Annotated in this window: 11 protein-coding genes; 6 read left to right on the top strand and 5 right to left on the bottom strand. The window is 72.2% G+C overall.

The window, feature by feature from the left end:
* The first annotated feature begins 229 nt into the window (after positions 1 to 229).
* From ftsE to IPQ09_14370, 3 genes are all read left to right on the top strand, one after another.
* Positions 230 to 934, top strand: coding sequence for a cell division ATP-binding protein FtsE (gene ftsE, locus IPQ09_14380; GenBank protein MBL0195387.1), 705 nt, complete (start codon positions 230 to 232; stop codon positions 932 to 934).
* Positions 935 to 1,009: 75 nt separating this feature from the next.
* A complete protein-coding gene (locus IPQ09_14375; GenBank protein ID MBL0195386.1) occupies positions 1,010 to 1,885 on the top strand; it encodes an ABC transporter permease in 876 nt (291 codons plus the stop codon).
* Between the two features lie 2 nt (positions 1,886 to 1,887).
* Entirely contained in the window at positions 1,888 to 2,934 is a 1,047-nt protein-coding gene (locus tag IPQ09_14370; protein ID MBL0195385.1) for a peptidoglycan DD-metalloendopeptidase family protein, read from the top strand.
* A gap of 82 nt (positions 2,935 to 3,016) precedes the next feature.
* On the opposite strand, the gene IPQ09_14365 is transcribed toward IPQ09_14370, so the two are convergent.
* Positions 3,017 to 3,295, bottom strand: a complete 279-nt coding sequence (locus IPQ09_14365; protein ID MBL0195384.1) for a glutathione S-transferase N-terminal domain-containing protein — start codon at positions 3,293 to 3,295, stop codon at positions 3,017 to 3,019.
* Positions 3,296 to 3,435: 140 nt separating this feature from the next.
* On the opposite strand from IPQ09_14365, the gene IPQ09_14360 reads away from it, so the two are divergent.
* Genes IPQ09_14360 through IPQ09_14350 form a run of 3 tightly spaced genes read left to right on the top strand, consistent with a single transcriptional unit; the run spans position 3,436 to position 8,367 of the window.
* Entirely contained in the window at positions 3,436 to 6,045 is a 2,610-nt protein-coding gene (locus IPQ09_14360) for an AAA family ATPase (protein ID MBL0195383.1), read from the top strand.
* A 1-nt stretch (position 6,046) separates the two neighbouring features.
* Positions 6,047 to 7,531, top strand: coding sequence for a UDP-N-acetylmuramate:L-alanyl-gamma-D-glutamyl-meso-diaminopimelate ligase (locus IPQ09_14355; GenBank protein MBL0195382.1), 1,485 nt, complete (start codon positions 6,047 to 6,049; stop codon positions 7,529 to 7,531).
* Between the two features lie 2 nt (positions 7,532 to 7,533).
* Positions 7,534 to 8,367 (top strand): inositol monophosphatase, encoded by an 834-nt coding sequence (locus tag IPQ09_14350; protein ID MBL0195381.1) that lies wholly within the window; start codon positions 7,534 to 7,536, stop codon positions 8,365 to 8,367.
* 45 nt (positions 8,368 to 8,412) lie between these two features.
* Here the strand turns inward: IPQ09_14350 and IPQ09_14345 are convergent, their stop codons facing one another.
* The 4 genes from IPQ09_14345 to tsaE form a co-directional block, all read right to left on the bottom strand.
* Complete coding sequence (locus tag IPQ09_14345; protein MBL0195380.1) at positions 8,413 to 9,870, bottom strand: VWA domain-containing protein; 1,458 nt, start codon at positions 9,868 to 9,870, stop codon at positions 8,413 to 8,415.
* A gap of 34 nt (positions 9,871 to 9,904) precedes the next feature.
* Positions 9,905 to 13,852: a protein kinase gene (locus tag IPQ09_14340; GenBank protein ID MBL0195379.1), complete on the bottom strand. Its 3,948-nt coding sequence runs from the start codon at positions 13,850 to 13,852 to the stop codon at positions 9,905 to 9,907.
* Between the two features lie 90 nt (positions 13,853 to 13,942).
* Positions 13,943 to 16,597, bottom strand: a complete 2,655-nt coding sequence (locus IPQ09_14335; GenBank protein ID MBL0195378.1) for a CehA/McbA family metallohydrolase — start codon at positions 16,595 to 16,597, stop codon at positions 13,943 to 13,945.
* Entirely contained in the window at positions 16,594 to 17,094 is a 501-nt protein-coding gene (gene tsaE, locus IPQ09_14330; GenBank protein ID MBL0195377.1) for a tRNA (adenosine(37)-N6)-threonylcarbamoyltransferase complex ATPase subunit type 1 TsaE, read from the bottom strand. The genes IPQ09_14335 and tsaE overlap by 4 nt, the downstream gene beginning before the upstream one ends.
* Positions 17,095 to 17,109 lie beyond the last annotated feature (15 nt).

Raw genomic sequence — 17,109 nt, 5'->3', positions numbered from 1 at the left:
ACGCACGCGCTTCATTCAATTGCCCCAAACTTTCATAACAAAGTAAGTGGTTACAGGCACTTGTGTGGTCTCGGGTGGGCCTGGCCCCTGGCTTGCTGAAAAGTTGGTGCTCTCGTATCGTTCCTGCTACCGCCAAGGCATGTCCCCAATGGACGAAGAACGATCGTTCAAACCGATGCTCCGACCGGGGGCTCGCTTCACGCGAGAGGCCGCCCAGCGGCCCATCCTCATGTTTGAGGACGTCTTCAAGTCCTACCGCGCGGGCGCGCCCGTGCTGCGGGGGATGAACCTCATCATCGAGCGCGGCGAGTTCGTCTTCGTCACGGGCCCAAGCGGCTCCGGCAAGAGCACCCTGCTCCGCATGCTCTACCGGGCCGAGCGCGTCGACGAGGGCCGCATCCTCTTCATGGGCCGCGACGTCGCCCGCCTCCGCGACGACTCCGTCCCGTTCCTTCGACGCAACATCGGCGTCGTCTTCCAAGACTTCAAGCTCGTCTCGTCGTGGACGGTGTTCGAGAACGTGGCCATCACCCTCGAGGTGATCGGCCTCTCGCCGCGGCTCATTCGCGCGCGGGTGGGCGAGGTGCTCGAGCGCGTGGGCCTGAACGGCCGCGGCCAAGACCTCGCCGGGGTCCTGAGCGGCGGCGAACAGCAGCGCGTGGCGGTGGCGCGCGCCATCGTCGGCGAGCCCGCGCTCGTCCTCGCAGACGAGCCCACGGGCAACCTCGATCCCCAGCTCGCGATCGACATCCTCGGGCTCTTCGAGGAGATCAACGAGGCCGGCGCCACGGTCCTCTTCGCCACGCACGACCGCTCTCTGCTCGACCAGCGCGCGCGCCGCGTGATCGTCCTCGACGAGGGCAAGGCCGTCGACGTGCGGGGCGGCGTGGCCACCCCCGAAGAAGACCTGTACGACAACGAGCTGCCACTTTAACCGAGCGAATACGTTAGTGAAGTTTGCTATCTACCCGCTCGCTCAGGACCCGCGCTCGCCATGATCGACGCCTCACTGAACACGACCCGCCGGGCCCGGCGAGGCATGCTGCGCGAGTGGCGCCTGCACGCGCTCAGCATCTTCTCGCTCGCCGTGGCGTTCGTGTGCCTCGGCGCTGCCTTGCTCGTGGTCACGAACCTCCGCGCCGTCGAGGAGCGGTGGGCCCACGCCGGCCGCGCCTCGATCTACTTCAAGGACGGCGCCTCCCAAGAGGACATCGACGACCTGAAGAAGGCGCTCGAGAAGGTGCCCGGCGTGCTGTCGGCGCGGTACGTGTCGAGCGGCCAGGCGCGCGCCGAGTTCAGCGCGAGCGAGGCGCGCGCGGCCTCGGAGCTCGCCTCGCTCCCCGTCGAGGCGTTCCCCGCCTCGCTCGAGCTCGAGGTCCGGCCCGACATGACCGACGCCGAGCTCGACGGCACCGTCGCGAAGATCCGCCAGCTCCCCGCGGTCGACGACGTCGAGACCTACCAGGTGTGGACCGCGCGCCTCTCGAAGCTCGTGCGCGGGGGCGTCACCGCCGCCCTCCTGCTCGCGTTCGTCGTGTTCGCGTCCGTGCTCGCCGTCGTCGGCTCCACCATCCGGCTCGCGCTCCAGCGCCGCAAGACCGAGGTCGAGGTGTTGAAGCTCGTCGGGGCGACCGATCGTTTCGTGAAGGGCCCCTTCCTCCTCGAGGGCGGCGCGCAGGGCGCCATCGGGGCGTCGGCGGCGATCGCCTTGCTCGCCGTGCTGTTCTTCGTGGTGCGCGCGCGGCTCGACGGAGAGCTCGCGATGCTCGTCGGCGTCGAGCCCTCGTTCCTCCCTTGGCAGGTCGCGCTGGGCATGGTCGGTGTTGGCGGCATGTTGGGGATGACGGCCGCTTCGTTGGGCCTCCGCAAGCTCGTGACGGTGTAGCGGTGCGCGCGCTCGAACCGCAGCGCCGCGCGTCGCTCGCTTCGCCCGCCTCGCGGCTCGGCGGAGGGGTGCTCGTGCTCCTCGCGCTGGTCGCCGGAGCGGTGCACGCGGCGCCGCGCGATCCCGGCGAGCGCACGCTCCCGCCTTCGCCGCTGGCGCCGATGACGACGCCCGACTCCCCCGCGCTCGCCCTCGAGGCGCTCGACAAGAAGATCGCCGAGCTCGACAACGAGCAGGAGAACGCCAAGAAAGAGCTCCGCGAGCTCGGGCCGCGCCTCGCCGGCATCCACGGCCGGGCGCTCGCGCGTGGGCGCGCGTTCTACAAGCTCTCGCGCGCCGGCATGCTCCCCGTGGGCGGCGGGTTCAACGCGCTGGTCACCCACGCGATGCGCGTCGAGCGCGCGCGGCGCACGCTGTCGAGCGACCTCGCCGAGGAGCGACGCCTCCGCGGCCGGGGTGGCGAGCTCGCGCGGAGCCTCGAGCGAATCGCCCGCGATCGCGCCTCGCTCGCGACCCAGCGCAGCGCCATGGACTCGGCTCGCCAGGCCGCCGCCGACGACCAGCGCCGGCAGGTGGCGTTCGACCAAGCGTTCACGTCCGCGGGGCCCGGCGGTGGGTACGTGGCCGTGTATGGCGGCACCGGCGCGTCGGCCGACACGGCGTTTGGCGGGTTCACCGCAGCGCGCGGCCGTCTGCTGTTCCCCGTGACCGGGCGGGCCGAGACCCGGCAGGCCCACCGCGAGGGGACCGACGGCCCCGGCCTCGAGGTGCGCGCCCCGCTCGGCACGGCGGTGCGGGCCGTGTTCGCGGGCCGCGTGGCGTTCGCCGATCGCTATGGCGCTTACGGCCGCATCGTGATCCTCGACCACGGCGAGCACTACTACTCGGTCAGCGCGAACCTCGCGTCGATCGACGTGAAGGTCGGCGACGACATCGGCTCGGGCGAGCGGCTCGGCACCGTGGGCGACGAGGGGCACGGCGCCATGCTCTACTTCGAGATCCGCCGCGGCAGCCAGACCGTGCCCGCGGCGCCCTGGCTCGGCATCTAGAGCGCCGAACGCTTGATCGGCGCTTCGCCGGCTTGCGTCGCGGTGCTTCCCTGCTCCTCCTCGGCTCGCCGCTCGAGCGGGGTCACGCCGGGGGGGCTGGAGGTGGCGCGTCGAGCAGCTCGCGGAGGCGGCCGCTGCGGTCGAGCTCCGAGACGTCGTCGAAGCCGCCCACAGGCACGCCATCGATGAACACCTGAGGCACCGTGCGGCGCTTCGTCACGCCGACGAGCCACTCGCGCCGCTCGTGATCTCCGCTGACGTCGATCACGTCGTAGGGGATCCCCCGGCGGTCGAGGAGCATCTTCACGCGCACGCAATACCCGCAGAAGGTGGTGACATACACGACGACGCGTGAGCCCATGAGCTCGCGAGGATAGCACCGTGCTGACGGAGCGGAAGGGACGCATGCAGAGTGCACGCGACTGCCTGCGGGGGCCCGGGCTCAGCGGCGCCCCGAACTGCGGCGCCACGTCTCGGGGCGCGTGATAGCATCGGCTCCCCATGGGAGTCGAACAGACCATTCATCTCGAGCGCTACGCCCCCGACGCCAAGGCCCTCGTGGCCGGGGCCCAAGCGCTCGCCGACGAGCGCAAGCACGGCCAGGTCCTCCCGCTGCACCTCCTGTCGCGGGCGATCGAGCGCGATCGTGGCGTACAGGAGGTATTCAAGAAGGCGGGCGCGTCGGCGACCGACATCGCCGTGGAGGCGGAGACCCAGCTCTCTCGCTTGCCAAAGGAGCAGGGCGGGCTCGCGTACCTCTCGACCGCGACGCTGCAGCTGCTCGGTCGGGCCGAGAAGGAGGCCGACAAGAGCCTGGTGGGTGTCGAGCACCTGCTGAACGCGCTCTCCCAGGAGATCCGCGGGCCGGCCGCCGTCGTCCTTCAGGCGTTCGGGCTCGGGCCGGGCTCGCTGCGCTCGCACATGGACGCGCTGAACAGCGTTCCCCGCGAGGTGCCCGCGAGCGCAGCCGCGTCGCCGTCCGCCACGACCGACACCGGCGCCGGGGTGGGGCGCTTCACGAACGATCTCACGGCGCGCGCGCGCGACGTGGGCTTCGACCCCGTCATCGGGCGCGACGTCGAGGTGCGGCGCGTCCTGCAAATCCTGGAACGCCGCCAGAAGAACCACCCGCTTCTGGTGGGAGAGCCCGGCGTCGGCAAGACCGCCATCGTGGGCGCGCTCGCCTCGCGCATCGCCGCCGAAGACGTGCCGCACAACCTCGCCGGTCTCGTCATCCACGAGCTCGAGGTGGGCTCGCTGATGGCCGGCGCGAAGCTGCGAGGCGAGGTCGAGGAGCGCTTGAAGCAGGTGCTCACCCTGGTCAAGCAAAAGGACACGGTGCTCTTCATCGACGGCCTCGAGTCGCTGCTCGGTCAGGGCGGCGCGGGCGCGAGCGTGGGCGATCTGCTGAAGCCGCTGCTCGCGCGCGGCGAGGTGCGCCTGCTCGCGACGACCACACCCGAAGGCGTACGCAAGCTGCAGGAGAAGGACCCGAACCTGCTGCGCCGCTTCACGACGCTCTCGATCGACGCGCCGACGCCGGAGCAGGCGATCGAAATCTTGCGCGGCGTGGCGACGCGCTACGAGGCTTACCACCAGGTGCAGATCGGCGATCCCGCCGTGGTCGCCGCGGTGCGGCTCGCGAAGCGTTACGTGCAAGATCGCGCGCTGCCCGACAACGCCCTCGATCTGCTCGACGAGGCCGCCGCCCGCAAGCGGGTGGAGCTCGACGGCATCCCGGCGCACATGGACGACGCCATCCGCCGGCTCGCGTCCCTCAAGTCGCAGCTCGCGGGCGTCATCCACGACGAAGACCCCATGAGCCGCAAGACCCGCGAGCGCATCGAGAAGGAGATCCGCGAGCTCGAGCCGAGCGTCTCCGACATGCGCGTGAAGCTCGACTCGCGTCGCGGCGCGTTCGCCGCCGCGGGCGCGCTCCGTGAGGAGCTGACGAAGCTCGAAGCGCAGCTCGAGGTCGCGAGAAAAGAACATAATTTCGCGAAGTTGGGTGAGCTCGAGCACGTGCAGCTGCCGGACGTGAGGCGCCGCCTCGCGGCGGCGGAGGGGGCGGTCTCGCGCGAGTCGGAGACCGCCGGCGCGACCCGCATCGTCACCGAAGAGGACGTCGCGGTGGTGCTGGGCGACTGGACGGGCATCCCCATCGCGCGGATGCTCGAGGCGGAGAGCGAGAAGCTGCTCAAGATGGAGGCGCGGCTCAGCGCGCGGGTCGTTGGCCAGGAGGAGGCCGTGCGCGCCGTCTCCAAGGCCGTGCGGCGCGGCCGCGTGGGCCTCCGCGATCCGGGGAAGCCCATCGGGAGCTTCCTCTTCCTCGGGCCGAGCGGCGTGGGGAAGACAGAGCTCGCCAAGGCGCTCGCCGAGTTTCTCTTCGACGACGAGCAGTCGATGACCCGCCTCGACATGAGCGAGTTCATGGAGAAGCACATGGCGCAGCGCCTCGTCGGCGCGCCGCCCGGCTACGTCGACAGCGAGGAGGGTGGCTTCTTGACGGAGGCCGTCCGTCGACGCCCCTACAGCGTGCTGCTGTTCGACGAGGTGGAGAAGGCCCACGCCGACGTCTTCAACCTGCTCCTCCAGGTTCTGGACGACGGTCGGCTCACCGACGGCCGCGGCCGCACCGCCGACTTCTCGAACACGGTCGTCATCATGACGAGCAACATCGGGTCGCAGCGCATCCTGGAGACCGACGCGAAGCTCTTCGAGTCGGCCGACGGCCGCGAAGCCCTGCGCGACGTGCTCCGCGAGGAGCTGCGAAACTTCCTCCGGCCCGAGTTCTTGAACCGCATCGACGACGTGGTGATCTTCCGCCCCCTGTCGAAGCCGGATCTCTCTGGCATCGTCACGATCCAGCTGAAGCGCCTCGAGAAGCTGCTCGTAGATCGCGAGCTGCGGCTCGAGCTGTCGGACGCCGCGAAGACCCGCCTCGTGGATCTCGGCTACGAGCCCGCGTTCGGTGCGCGGCCGCTGAAGCGCGCCATCCTGAAGAACGTCCAGGACCCGCTGGCCGAGGAGATCCTCGCGGGGGGCTACGCGCCCGGGTCGGTGGTGCACGTCGACGTGGTGGACGAGGCGTTCACCTTCCGAAAGGCCTGACGTGCGCGTCCACTTCGTCGGGGTCTCGGGCACGGGGATGGGCGCGCTCGCCGCGCTCTTCGTCGAGGCGGGGCATGAGGTGAGCGGGTCGGATCTCGCGTTCGACCCCCCCATCGGCCCGGCGCTCGAGGCCGCGGGCGTGCGCTGTCTCCGGGGGTACGACGCCGCGCACGTCGCCGGCGACGTCGACCTCGCCGTCGTGGGGAACGCCATCCGCGCCACCAACCCGGAGGCGCAGGCCGTCGAGGCGCGCGGCCTTCCGCGCACCAGCATGTCGGGCGCTCTCCGCGCGCACTTCCTCGAGGGTCGCCGCGCGCTCGTGGTCTGCGGGACGCACGGCAAGACCACGACCTCGTCGATGGCCGCGTGGCTGCTCGAGAAGGCCGGCGCCGAGCCCGGCTTCTTCATCGGCGGCGTGCCGAAGAACTTCGGCAAGGGCGCCAAGATCGGGCGGGTGAAGCACCGCCTTGGGGGCACCTCCACGGCCCCTCGAGGGCGCGCGCCGTTCGTCGTCGAGGGCGACGAATACGACGCCGTTTACTGGCATAAAGCTCCGAAATTCCTCGATTATGTTGGGGTGTCGGAGGACGACGTGGTGGTGCTCACGAGCATCGAGCACGACCACATCGACATCTACCCGGACGAGGCGTCGTACGTGCGCGAGTTCGAGCGGCTCGTCGCGGCCCTGCCCGCGGGCGGTCTGCTCGTGGTCGACGCGCGCGATCCCAAGGTGCGCGCCGTCGCCGCGCGCGCGCGCTGCCGCGTGGTGTACGTGGCGCTCGACGGCGACGCGATCGCCAGTCCGGGCGGAGACGAGCGCGACGAGCCGCCGACCTGGCTGGCAGCGCCGGTCCCCATCGACGAGGCCGGCGTGCAGGCGTTCGACGTCTTCGTGGGCGGCTCGTCCGCCGGGCGCTTCTCCATGACGAGCCCGGGCGCTCACAACGTGCGCAACGCGCTCGCGGTCATCGCGGCCTGCGCCGAGGGCTTCGGCATTGGGTTCGCTGAGCTCCGCGCCGGGCTCGCGACCTTCGAAGGCGTGAAGCGCCGGCAGGACCTCGTCGGAGAGGCGGCCGGCGTCCGCGTGTATGACGACTTCGCGCACCACCCCACGGCGGTGCTCGAGACCCTCCGCGCGCTCCGGCAGAAGCACCGCGCAGGCAAGCTCTTCGCCGTCTTCGAGCCGCGCAGCGCGACGGCTTGCCGCGCGCTCCACCAAGCCGAATATCCGCGCGCGTTCGAGAGCGCCGATCGCGTGGTCTTCGCCCCGCTCGGGCGCACCAACGTGCCCGACGCGGAGCGCCTGGACGTCGCCCGGCTCACCCGCGAGATCGGCGCGCACGCCACGAACGCCGAGAGCGTCGACGCCATCGTCGAGCAGCTCGCGCGCGACGCGGCCCCAGGCGACACGGTGGCGCTCCTCTCGAACGGGGCGTTCGGCGGGATCCACCAGAAGCTGCTCGCGGCGCTTAGGGAGCGTGACTGACAATGACCGAGCGCCTCACGGACGGCACACTCCTCGAGCTGCTCGAGGTCGCGAAGGAGGCGGCCGGCGAGGCGGCGGCCCACCTGCTCACCGGGTTTCGCGCGCCGCTCGACGTCGAGCACAAGGCGCGGCGCAGCGATCTCGTCACGCGCTTCGATCGCGAGGCTGAGCGGTTGGTCCTCGCGCGGCTCGAGCGCACGGGCCTCGCGGTGGTGGGGGAGGAGTACGGCGGCGAGTCGCCTCGCGGCCGCCCCACGTTCTTCGTCGACCCACTCGACGGCACCACCAACTTCGTCCACGGGCACCCGTTCTTTGCCGTGTCGATCGGCCTCGTGGTGCCCGCCGGAGCTGAGGGCGACGAGCTGCCCGTGGTGGGGGTGGTCGCCGCGCCCGCGCTCGGCCTCGTCTTCGTGGGCGCCGCCACCGTGGAAGGCGAGCCGCTCGTGGCGCTGCGCTCAGGCGCGCCCTGCCACGTGAGCGCGACGGCCGACCTGGAAGACAGCCTCTTCGCGACCGGCTTTCCGTACGATCGCGCCACCAACGAGGACAACAACTTCGCCGCGTTCGTGGCTGTGAAGCGGCGGTGCCGTGGCGTGCGGCGGTGCGGGTCTGCGGCGCTCGACCTCTGCCTGGTCGCCGACGGCACCTACGACGGCTACTGGGAGAAGCGCCTGAACCCGTGGGACCTGGCGGGCGGCGCGGCGCTCGTCCGCGCGGCCGGCGGCGCGGTGAGCTCAGTCTCCGGCAGGGCCGTCGACGTGCGCGACGGGAGCGTCCTCGCGACGAACGGGCGGATGCACGCGTCGCTTGGTGCGCTGATCCGCGGCGCAGTGTAGGCGCGATCGCGATCGCGATCGCGCTGGCGCGTCAGGCGCGTCCGCTCACCGTGTGGCGCCGAGGATGGCGCCGAGGAGATCGGCCTGCGCGGCGATCGCGGGGTCCTTCATGTCGCGCGCGAGGGCCGCCATCGATCGCGCGTGGAGCTCAGCAAGTGCTCGCAACCCCCCAGGAATCGACTGCACGCTCGAGCCCACGAAGGCCGCATCGAGGCGCTTCAGGGTGGCCATCGCGGACGCGTACGCGATGACGTCGCCGTTCCGCGACTTCGCGATCCGCTCGAGGTTGTCGTCGTACACGCAGGGCAACGTCGCCGCGAACGCGCGCCGCGGGCCCGCGCTGCCCGTGCCGCTCGCGCCGGCCGAGCCGGTCGCGCCGGCTGGGCCGGCTGGGCTGTACGTGGCCGTCACGGTGAAGTGGAAGCGCTCGCCCGGGACCCACATGGGCACGGTCACCCGGAGCACCTCGGTGCGAGCCTCGCCCGCGCGCACGTCGCCGAGCGCGAGCTCGCCCGCGTCGAGGCGCCACCGCACGTCGCCGCCGGTCGCCTCGAGCACGTGCGACGGCGCGGGCGTGCCCTCGAACGTGAGGCGCACGTCGCGAAACATCGTGACGCCCGAGACCGGGATGGCCTCGCGCACCGCCTCGACGCGGGCCTCGACGTCTGCCGCGGCGCCCGTGGTGCCGCCGCTCAGCGCCGTGAACGCGGACAGGCGCCCGTAGTCGCTGACGGGCGTGGTCCCGACCGCCGAGAGGCTCGTGCGTCCGAGCGCCTCGAGCGCGGTCGCGGTGGGCTTGGCGTACGGATCGGACGCGCCGCTGGTGAGCAGCAGCACACGCGCCGCCGCCGGGCCCTTCGGCATCGCGGCCGACACGCGGGTGAGCGTCGCGGCGAGATCGGGGGCGCCGGGCGTGCTCGCCGACAGGCGCTTCTCCAGGACGGCGAGCGCCATCGAGCGGTTGCTCGCGGGTACGAACGGGAGCACGAGGCGCGGCCCGGCGGTGTCCCAGATGCTCACGCGGTCGCGGCCGGCGAGCTGCTCGAGGGCGGCCTCCGCGAGCCTCAGGGTGTCGGCGCCGCGCCCGTCGACCACGAGCACGACGTTCTCGCCCCAGCGGGCGCTGCCTTCGGCCGCGGGCGCCAGCACGTCCACCCGCACGAGCACTTCACCACCCCACGAGGGCACGCGGGTGTCGCTGGGCCGGAGCACGATGCCGAGGCCCGTGGTGGCCAAGACCGTGGGCCGGCTCGTCTCGACGAAGCGGCCGTCCCGGGGGAGGATGAAGCCGATCGGGGCGCGCCAGGGCTCGTTCGGATCGCGCGAGACCACGGGCGTCGGCTTCGAGATGCGATCGGTGTATTCTACACCGTTAGCCGTCAGCACGGACCCGTTGCCGCCCTCCTGCGGGAGCACGAGGGTGCCGTCGCGCGCGAGCCGCGGGCCGCCGCATCCCGCGAGCGCGAGGGATCCCACGAAGAGGTGCGCGCGCGTGATCCTCACCGCCCGGGAGTATACGCGGCGCCACGGGAATCCGTCAGGCTCGGGGGATGAGGCTGAGCGCCTCGTCGCAGTCGCCCTCGATGAGGTGGTTGCCGACGCCCTTCGCCATGCGGCGAAGCCTCTCGTATTCGGCGCGCGCGGACTTGAGATCGTCCTTCCGGAGCAACAGCTTGGCGAGGAGCCAGCGCCCCGTGAGCACGTCCCATGTGAAGTCGCGCGCCTCGGCGTAGCTGATGCCGAGGTGGAGCTGCACGAGACCGGCGCTGTCGTCGTTCACGGCGTCGAGGAACGCCAAGAACATGCGGTTGTGGCTCGCGAGGCGGTCGAAGGTGGCCTCGTCGCAGAGCGCGAGGGACTGCTTGAACGCGCCGTACGCGCGGGGGTAGTCCTCGAGCCGCACGAGCGCGTCGCCGAGGTTGTGCAGGTTCAGCGCGACCTCGTAGCCGAGGCCGAGCTCGCGCGCGGCGTCGACGGCGCGCTCACTCGCGGCGGCCGAGCCCCGAAAGTCGCGTGCGAAATAGGCCACGAGGGCCGCCGCCTTCAGGCGCTCGCACTCGGCCGATGCGTCGCCGGGGAGCAGGAGCTCGGCCCGGGCGAGGTACCGCCGCGCGTCTTGCTGGTTGCCGAGCGCCGCGTGAGAGCCCGCGAGGAAGAGCAGGATGCGGTGTTCGTCGGCGCGCCGGCGGTCGGCGCTGTCGGCCGACGTCATGGTCTCGAGCCGCTCGAGGAGGGCGTGGGAGCGCTTGAAGTCGCCCTGCCGCGCCGCGAGCTCGGCGGATGTGGTGAGCACCGACTTGGTCATGCCCTCGTCGCCGCCGGCGACCCGCTCGGCCTCGGCGAGCTGCGCGCGCGCGGCGTCGAAGGCGTGAAGCGCGGTGAGGATGCGCCCCGAGGCGATGCGCGCGCGGACGCGCTCGCCCTGCGTGCCCGCGGCGTCCACGCGCGCGACCACGCGCTCGGTCATCTCGAAGGCCTCGGGCGCCGCGCGCACGAGGCGCACCGCGTCGGCGAGATCCGTGAGCCACTCGGTGAGCTGCGAGGGCTCGCGCGTGGCGACGTCGCAGAGCTCGATGGCCCGCGCGTAGTCTCTCGCCGCGGCCTCGAGCTGACGCGCTGCGAGCCGCCGCTTGCCGCTCATCGCGAAATACGAGGCGACGCGCTCGCGCTCGCCCGCCTCGTAGAGGTGCGTCGCGATGCGCACCGCGTAGGCGCCAAGATCGCGCGCGAACACCTGCTCCAGCGCCGTCGCCGCCGCCGCGTGGAGCGCGACGCCGGCCTTCGGCGTGAGCGCGTCGACCACGATCTCGCGCACGATGGGCGACGTGAAGCGGAGCGCGGCCGGTCCGCTGTCCGCGACGAACGCCTCGACCTTCAGGGTCGCCGTGAGCTTGGCCAGCGCAGGGATCGCGGCGCCCGTCATCGCGGCCAGCACCGGGAGCTCGACCTCGTCGCCGACGACCGCCGCCGCCTGGAGCAGGGCTCGCTCGGCGCTGCCGAGCCGGCTCACGCGGTTCGACACGAGGCCGCGGAGGGTCTTCGGGAGCGCGAGGTCTTGCCCGACGAGCCGCATGCTGCTGACCGAGCGATCGGTGACGGTGAGCGCCCGGGCGTCGACGAGGCCCTTCAGGACCTCCTCGACGAACAGCGGGTGGCCGCCGGCCCGCTCGCGCACGAACGCCAGGAGCGGAGGGGGAACCTGCGTCACGTCGAGGCGCAGCGCGATGAGCTGCTCGACGTCCTCGGCCGAGAGATCTTTCAGGTCGATGCTGGTGTGGGACGCGAACCGCTCCAGCGGGTGAGAGAAGCTCGACCGCCCGGCCAGCACGAGCACCGCCCGCGCCGTCGGGAGCCGACCGACCACCGCCTCGAGCAGCTCGAAGCTGTCCGCGTCCAGGGCTTGCGCGCCGTCCCAGGCGAGGACCTGCGGCTGATCGTCGGAGAGGCTCGCCACCATGCGCGCGAAGCCCGCGACGAGCGCCGCGTCCGCGCTCCCCGACTTGGCCTTGTGGCTGCTCGCGCCGAGCACCGAGAGTACGGCGTCGACCTCGTCTTCCTGCATGCCGAGCGCGCGGAGCCGCGGCTTCACCTCCGCGAGCTGCGCCTCCGTGGCGCCCTCACGGAGGCCGCAGAGAACCTGCAACATGCACTGAATGCCCGAGCGTGGGAACGCCGCGCCGCGCGGAGGGCACGTGGCGACGTGCATCGCGAAGTCGTAGCCGCCCTTCTTCAGCCGCCGCTCCATCTCCGCGAGCAGGCGCGTGGTGCCGATGCCGTTGTCCCCCCGGATCGTCACGAGTCGGAGCTTCCTGCGGGTGCAGAGCGCGAGCACCTCACCGATTTGCCGCAGCTCGTCCCGCCGCCCCACGAAGCGGCCGAAGGCCTCCGCGAGCTTGCGGACGTCCCGCACCACCAGGGTGGTCGACTGCGCGCCGCGCGCGCTCACGTCGTTGAGCGTCTCGAACGAGAACAGGTCGCGTACGTACCGGTATGCCGCAGGGCTCATCGCGAGCAGACCCTCGCCCGATCGCGCGAGCTCGCGCGCCGCCGCGACGAGCCCGTCGAGGCGGTGGTCGTGGCTGGGCTCGCCCGATGGCGACACGTGTACGCGCCCCGTGGTGACCCCGGCGCTGGGGCGCGCGGCGCCGTGCGCCCGGAGCAGCACGAGGCCGCAGCGCGTGGCGATCTCGGTGTCACGGGCGTCCGGCTCGGAGAGGCCGAAGATCGCGACCAGCTCGGACGAGTCGTTGTGCAGCACGGTGCCCCCGTAGCGCTCGAGTGTGAGGGCGGCCTCGTCTCGTACCGCGGGATCGTTCACGTCGCGCGGCCCGAACTGCAGCGCGAGGCTCGTCACTTCGCGCAGCTCGCCGAGGTCGGCCGCCGCGGCCAGCAGGCCCGAGTCGGGCTCCACGCGCGGCGGGACCGACGGGGCGGCGCGCGCGGGCGTGAGGGCCGCGGCGGGGAGCTCGGTGTCCAGCGTGGGCTCGATCACCGAGTCGGCCTTGCCCCGCGGCTCGCGGTAGCCCGACAAGAACTCTGCGAGGTCGTGCGGGCCGAACCGCTTGCCCTGCTGGTACAGGAACGCGAGCAGCGCCTCGTACATACGCCCCGCGTCCTGAAAGCGCGCGCCCACGTCCTTGGCCATGGCCTGCTTCACGAGCGCCGCCAGGTCCGAGGGGATGTCGGTCCGCAGCAGCTCGACGGGCGGGTGCTCGCACATCTGCACGCGCCGCAGGGTCTCGAACGTGGTGGGTCCGCTGAACGGGTTCACGCCCGTGATGCACTCGTAGAGCATGCTGCCGAGCGAGAAGAGATCGCTCCGCGCGTCCACATCTTCCCCGATGGCCTGCTCGGGGCTCATGTAGGCGAACTTCCCGTGCAGCTTCCTCGCGCGGGTGTCCTCCACGGTGGTGGGCTCCAGCGCCCCGCGCGCCTTCGCGATGCCGAAGTCCGTGACCTTGACCTCGCCCTCGAAGCTGAGCAGCACGTTCTGCGGCGAGACGTCGCGATGCACGATGCCGAGCGGCAGGTTCTGCTCGTCGCGTCGGCGGTGTGCGTGGTCCAGCCCCTTCGCCACTTCGGATGCAATGTACACGCACATCTCGAGCGGCAGAGGCCGCTGGAGCCGCCGGCAGCGCGACAGCAGCGTCGCGAGATCGAAGCCGTGCACGAGCTCCATCGCCATGAAATAGGAGCCGGGCCCGCCCTCGGCCTTCGCGATGCCGAGGTCGAACACCTGCACGATGTTCGCGTGCGAGAGGCGCACGGCGAGCTTGGCCTCGTAGATGAACATGTCAACGAAGAGCGGGTTCTCGGCGAGCTCCGGGAGGATGCGCTTGATGACGACGATCTTCTCGAAGCCCTCGACCCCGAAGCTCTTCGCTTTGAAGACCTCGGCCATCCCGCCCTTGCCGAGGCGCTCCAGAAGTCGGTATCGCCCGAAGGGCGTGCCCGGCGGGGGATCGTGTGGGGCGCGCGCGTTCATGGTCGTTGGCCGTCGAAGGTTACCAAAGGTCCACCCAACGCGGCGGGTGATCTCGGCGTCGTGCCGCTCCGGCCTATCGGGCGAGTGGGCTCAGGGGCCCGCGGTCACCCACACCGGGTTCGTGAAGCCCATGGGCGCGTAGGGCATGAACGGCAGGACGTCGTCTACGTTGCGCTTCCCGCGCGCCACCGCGACCAGGAAATGGTGGCCTGGGCCCAGGGACACTGGGAGGTCTCCCTCGAAGCGGACCGCGCGTGTCTGCGCCTCCGCGAGGGTGCCCTCCTCGGCGCCCACCTTCGAGGGGCGTGAGGGGATCGCGCGTGTCGTGACCGACTTGCCGTCGAGCATCAGCTCGAGGCTCGTGACGTCGAGCCAGGGCGCGGCCACCACACGCACGTGCGCGACCACCGAGGCGTCGTGGGTCGTCACCTCCTCGCCCGGGCGCCCTCCCGCCACCGAGAGCTCGACGATGGGGCCGCTCGTGACGAGAGAGCGGCCCTCCTTCAGCGCCGCCACCACGGCCTTGCCGTCCGCGGGGTGACCCGGCTCGCCGGCCGTCGCCGTGTCGAGGTAGGCGTAGGTCCGCGGGTAGCCGGCCCAGTTGTATTGCACGGTGTGCGAGTCGGAGCTGCCCGTGGCGGCGTACCTGCGGCCGTGCGCGAGGAGCGAGAGCCAGTCCTTGAGGACCGTCTCCACCTGCGCAGGATTCTGGATCTCATAGCCGTTGTAGACCTCGATCGTGTCGAAGTCGGTGCGCATCTTCCCAGGCACGATGCCGGACTTGGCGTCGTACATGGCGATGTTGAAGTAGCCAATCCCCTTGCCCATTCGTGGGTGATTGACCTGCACGATCCGTGTCGCATCGCCCTTGCGCGCCGCGGCGAACATTTGCCCGGCGCGCGCCTGCTTGTAGGGCGGCACCGGGACGTCGGTGGGGTAGGGGAAGACCCCGAAGTGCCCGTAGCGCGGCCCGAACGTCGTGACCTCCACGCCGGTGACGCTCGCGAACCTCTGGCCCACGCCGAGCGCCGCGATCGCGGGCCCGTAGTCGCCTGCGATGTTGTGCTCGGTGGGGACGGCGAACTCGACGCCGGCCGTCACGAGCGTGGTGACGCGGTCCTCGACCGAGACCTGCGAGTCGAAGCTCGGTCGCGCGTGTACGTGTAGATCGCACGCAACCAGGCCGGGCGTCGCGACGACGTGTCGGAGCGAGAGATCCACGCGCTCGCGCTTGCCGCTGCGCACCTCCACGACGCGCGCGTCCACGGTCCACTCGAGGCCGTGGGTGGCCTCGACGCGGTAGCGCCCCTTCGGGAGCGGCGTCACGAGCTCGCCCGTGAGCGCGTCGATCAGGGGACCGGCGCCCGAAGCTCGGAAGTGGGGTCCGAACGACGGATCGAGCGTGCCGTCGATGCCGTGCACCCACACGCGCGCCGGTAGCGCGCCGCGCGCGTCCGGATCGGTGACCTTCACGGCGAGCTCGCCGCCCGGCGACAGGTCGAGCACGAGCGGCCACTCGGTGCCCGGTGGGTAGCGGAGCGGGGCGCTCGTCGCGGTGCCCTCGATCGCGAACCACTGCTCCACCGAGCGCGGCACCTCCACCGAGAAGCGCCCGTCGGCGTCCACGCGCGTGCGCACTTGCGAGCGACCCGTGTCGTCTACGCCGAAGAGCAGTGGCCGGCCCGTGGCGCCGGTTACGCGCCCGGCGACGCGCGCCGTCGGCAGCCCGAGCAGCTTGTAGAGCTGGCCGTAGAGGCCCGCGGGTGAGCGTCCGAGGAAGACCACGAGCTCGGGGCGCGCCGGGGGCCGAGCCTCCCCGCCGTCGCCCGGGGCGGTCGACGCGTCCGGCGCCGAGGCGTCGTCGCCGTCGGCCTCGTCTATGGCGTCGTCCGCCTCGCCCTCGCCGTCGCCGTCGCCGTCGTCGCCGGCGTGCACCGAGCCCGCGTCGAGCGAGCGCATGGCGGCGTCGGGGCCAGCGCCCCCTTCGGGGGCCGTCGCGCGCCCTGCGTCGAGGGAGCCGCTGGTCGGGGTGGGGCTCGGGTTCGGCGGCGGCGCGAGGCTCTCCGTGGTCACGACCAGGCGCCCCGTCGACGTCGGCTCCTCGGGCAGCTCGAGAGGAGCGCCCGCGTCGCCGTCGTCGTCGCCGCGTTCCGCCTCGCCGGCGTCGAGATCGGCGGGCTCGTGCTTCCCGGCGAGGGGTACGAGCACCGCGTGACCGCCGTGGGGCGCGGCGATGACGAGCGGGTGGGCACCGGTGTCCAGCACAGCCGCGCTCATCGGGAGCGGCGCCCCTGCCGCGAGCTCGCCGCCACCGGGCACCCAGACGGGCGAGGTCGCCGTGAGCTCGTAGCGGAGCTCCACGCGGTGGGGGGCGAGGCGCTCCGGCTCGAGCACGCGCGCGCGCAGCACGCCGTGGTCGATCCGCACCATCACCTTCACGGTCACGGCGCCCGCGATCACCTGGACGACGCGGCGGGTCCGGGGCCCCGTGGTCGCGCCCGCGAGCGGCCGGAGCGTGCCGTCCACGACCACCGCCATTTCGATCGGGAGGGACTCGCCGCCCAGCGCGTCGGCCACGCGCACCACGCCGCGACCGAGGTCGAGCGCGTAGCGCGCCCGGCCGGCGACGAGCGCCGACTCCACGGCATGCTCTCCCCCTCCGCGCGGCCTGAGGAGCGCGCCGGCTCCCGCGAGCGCGAGCGCGAGGCCCAGCGCGATGACCGGATCGGGGCGCTCCATTTTCATTGGCGCTCGTCGCCGAGCGCCGCCGCGAGGTCCCCCGTGAGGGTAGCCTGGCGGGCATGCGCGCCCGTGATGGAGAGCGCGACGCGCAGTCGCGCCGCCGGGCCGAGCACCTCCTCTGCGCCTCGAGACCACTCGACCAGCACCACCGCCCCTTCACCGCGCCGCTCTCTCAGGCCGAGCGCGGCAGCCTCCTGCGCGAGCGCCTCGCCCGCCTCCCCCGCCGACTCGCGCAGCCGGTACAGGTCCGCGTGGAGCACCGGGCCGCGCGTCGCCTCGTATTCGTTCACGAGGATGAAAGTGGGGCTCGTGATGGCTCGCGCCGCGGGGACGCCGAGCGCGCGAAGCAGCGCGCGAGCGAAGAACGTCTTCCCCGCGCCGAGCTCGCCCTCGAGCAGCACGAGGTCGCCGGGTACGAGCCGCCGCGCCACGCGCCCGGCCAGCGCGCGCGTGGCGAGGCGCGTGGGGAGCTCGACCTGCGCGGAGGCCCGTGCGGACATGTGTGTGGAGACGTG

The sequence above is a fragment of the Myxococcales bacterium genome, from assembly GCA_016720545.1.
GTDB lineage: Bacteria > Myxococcota_A > Polyangia > Polyangiales > Polyangiaceae > JAAFHV01.
The sequence above is the reverse complement of the archived record's forward strand: the minus strand, read 5'-3'. Positions and strand labels throughout refer to the sequence as shown.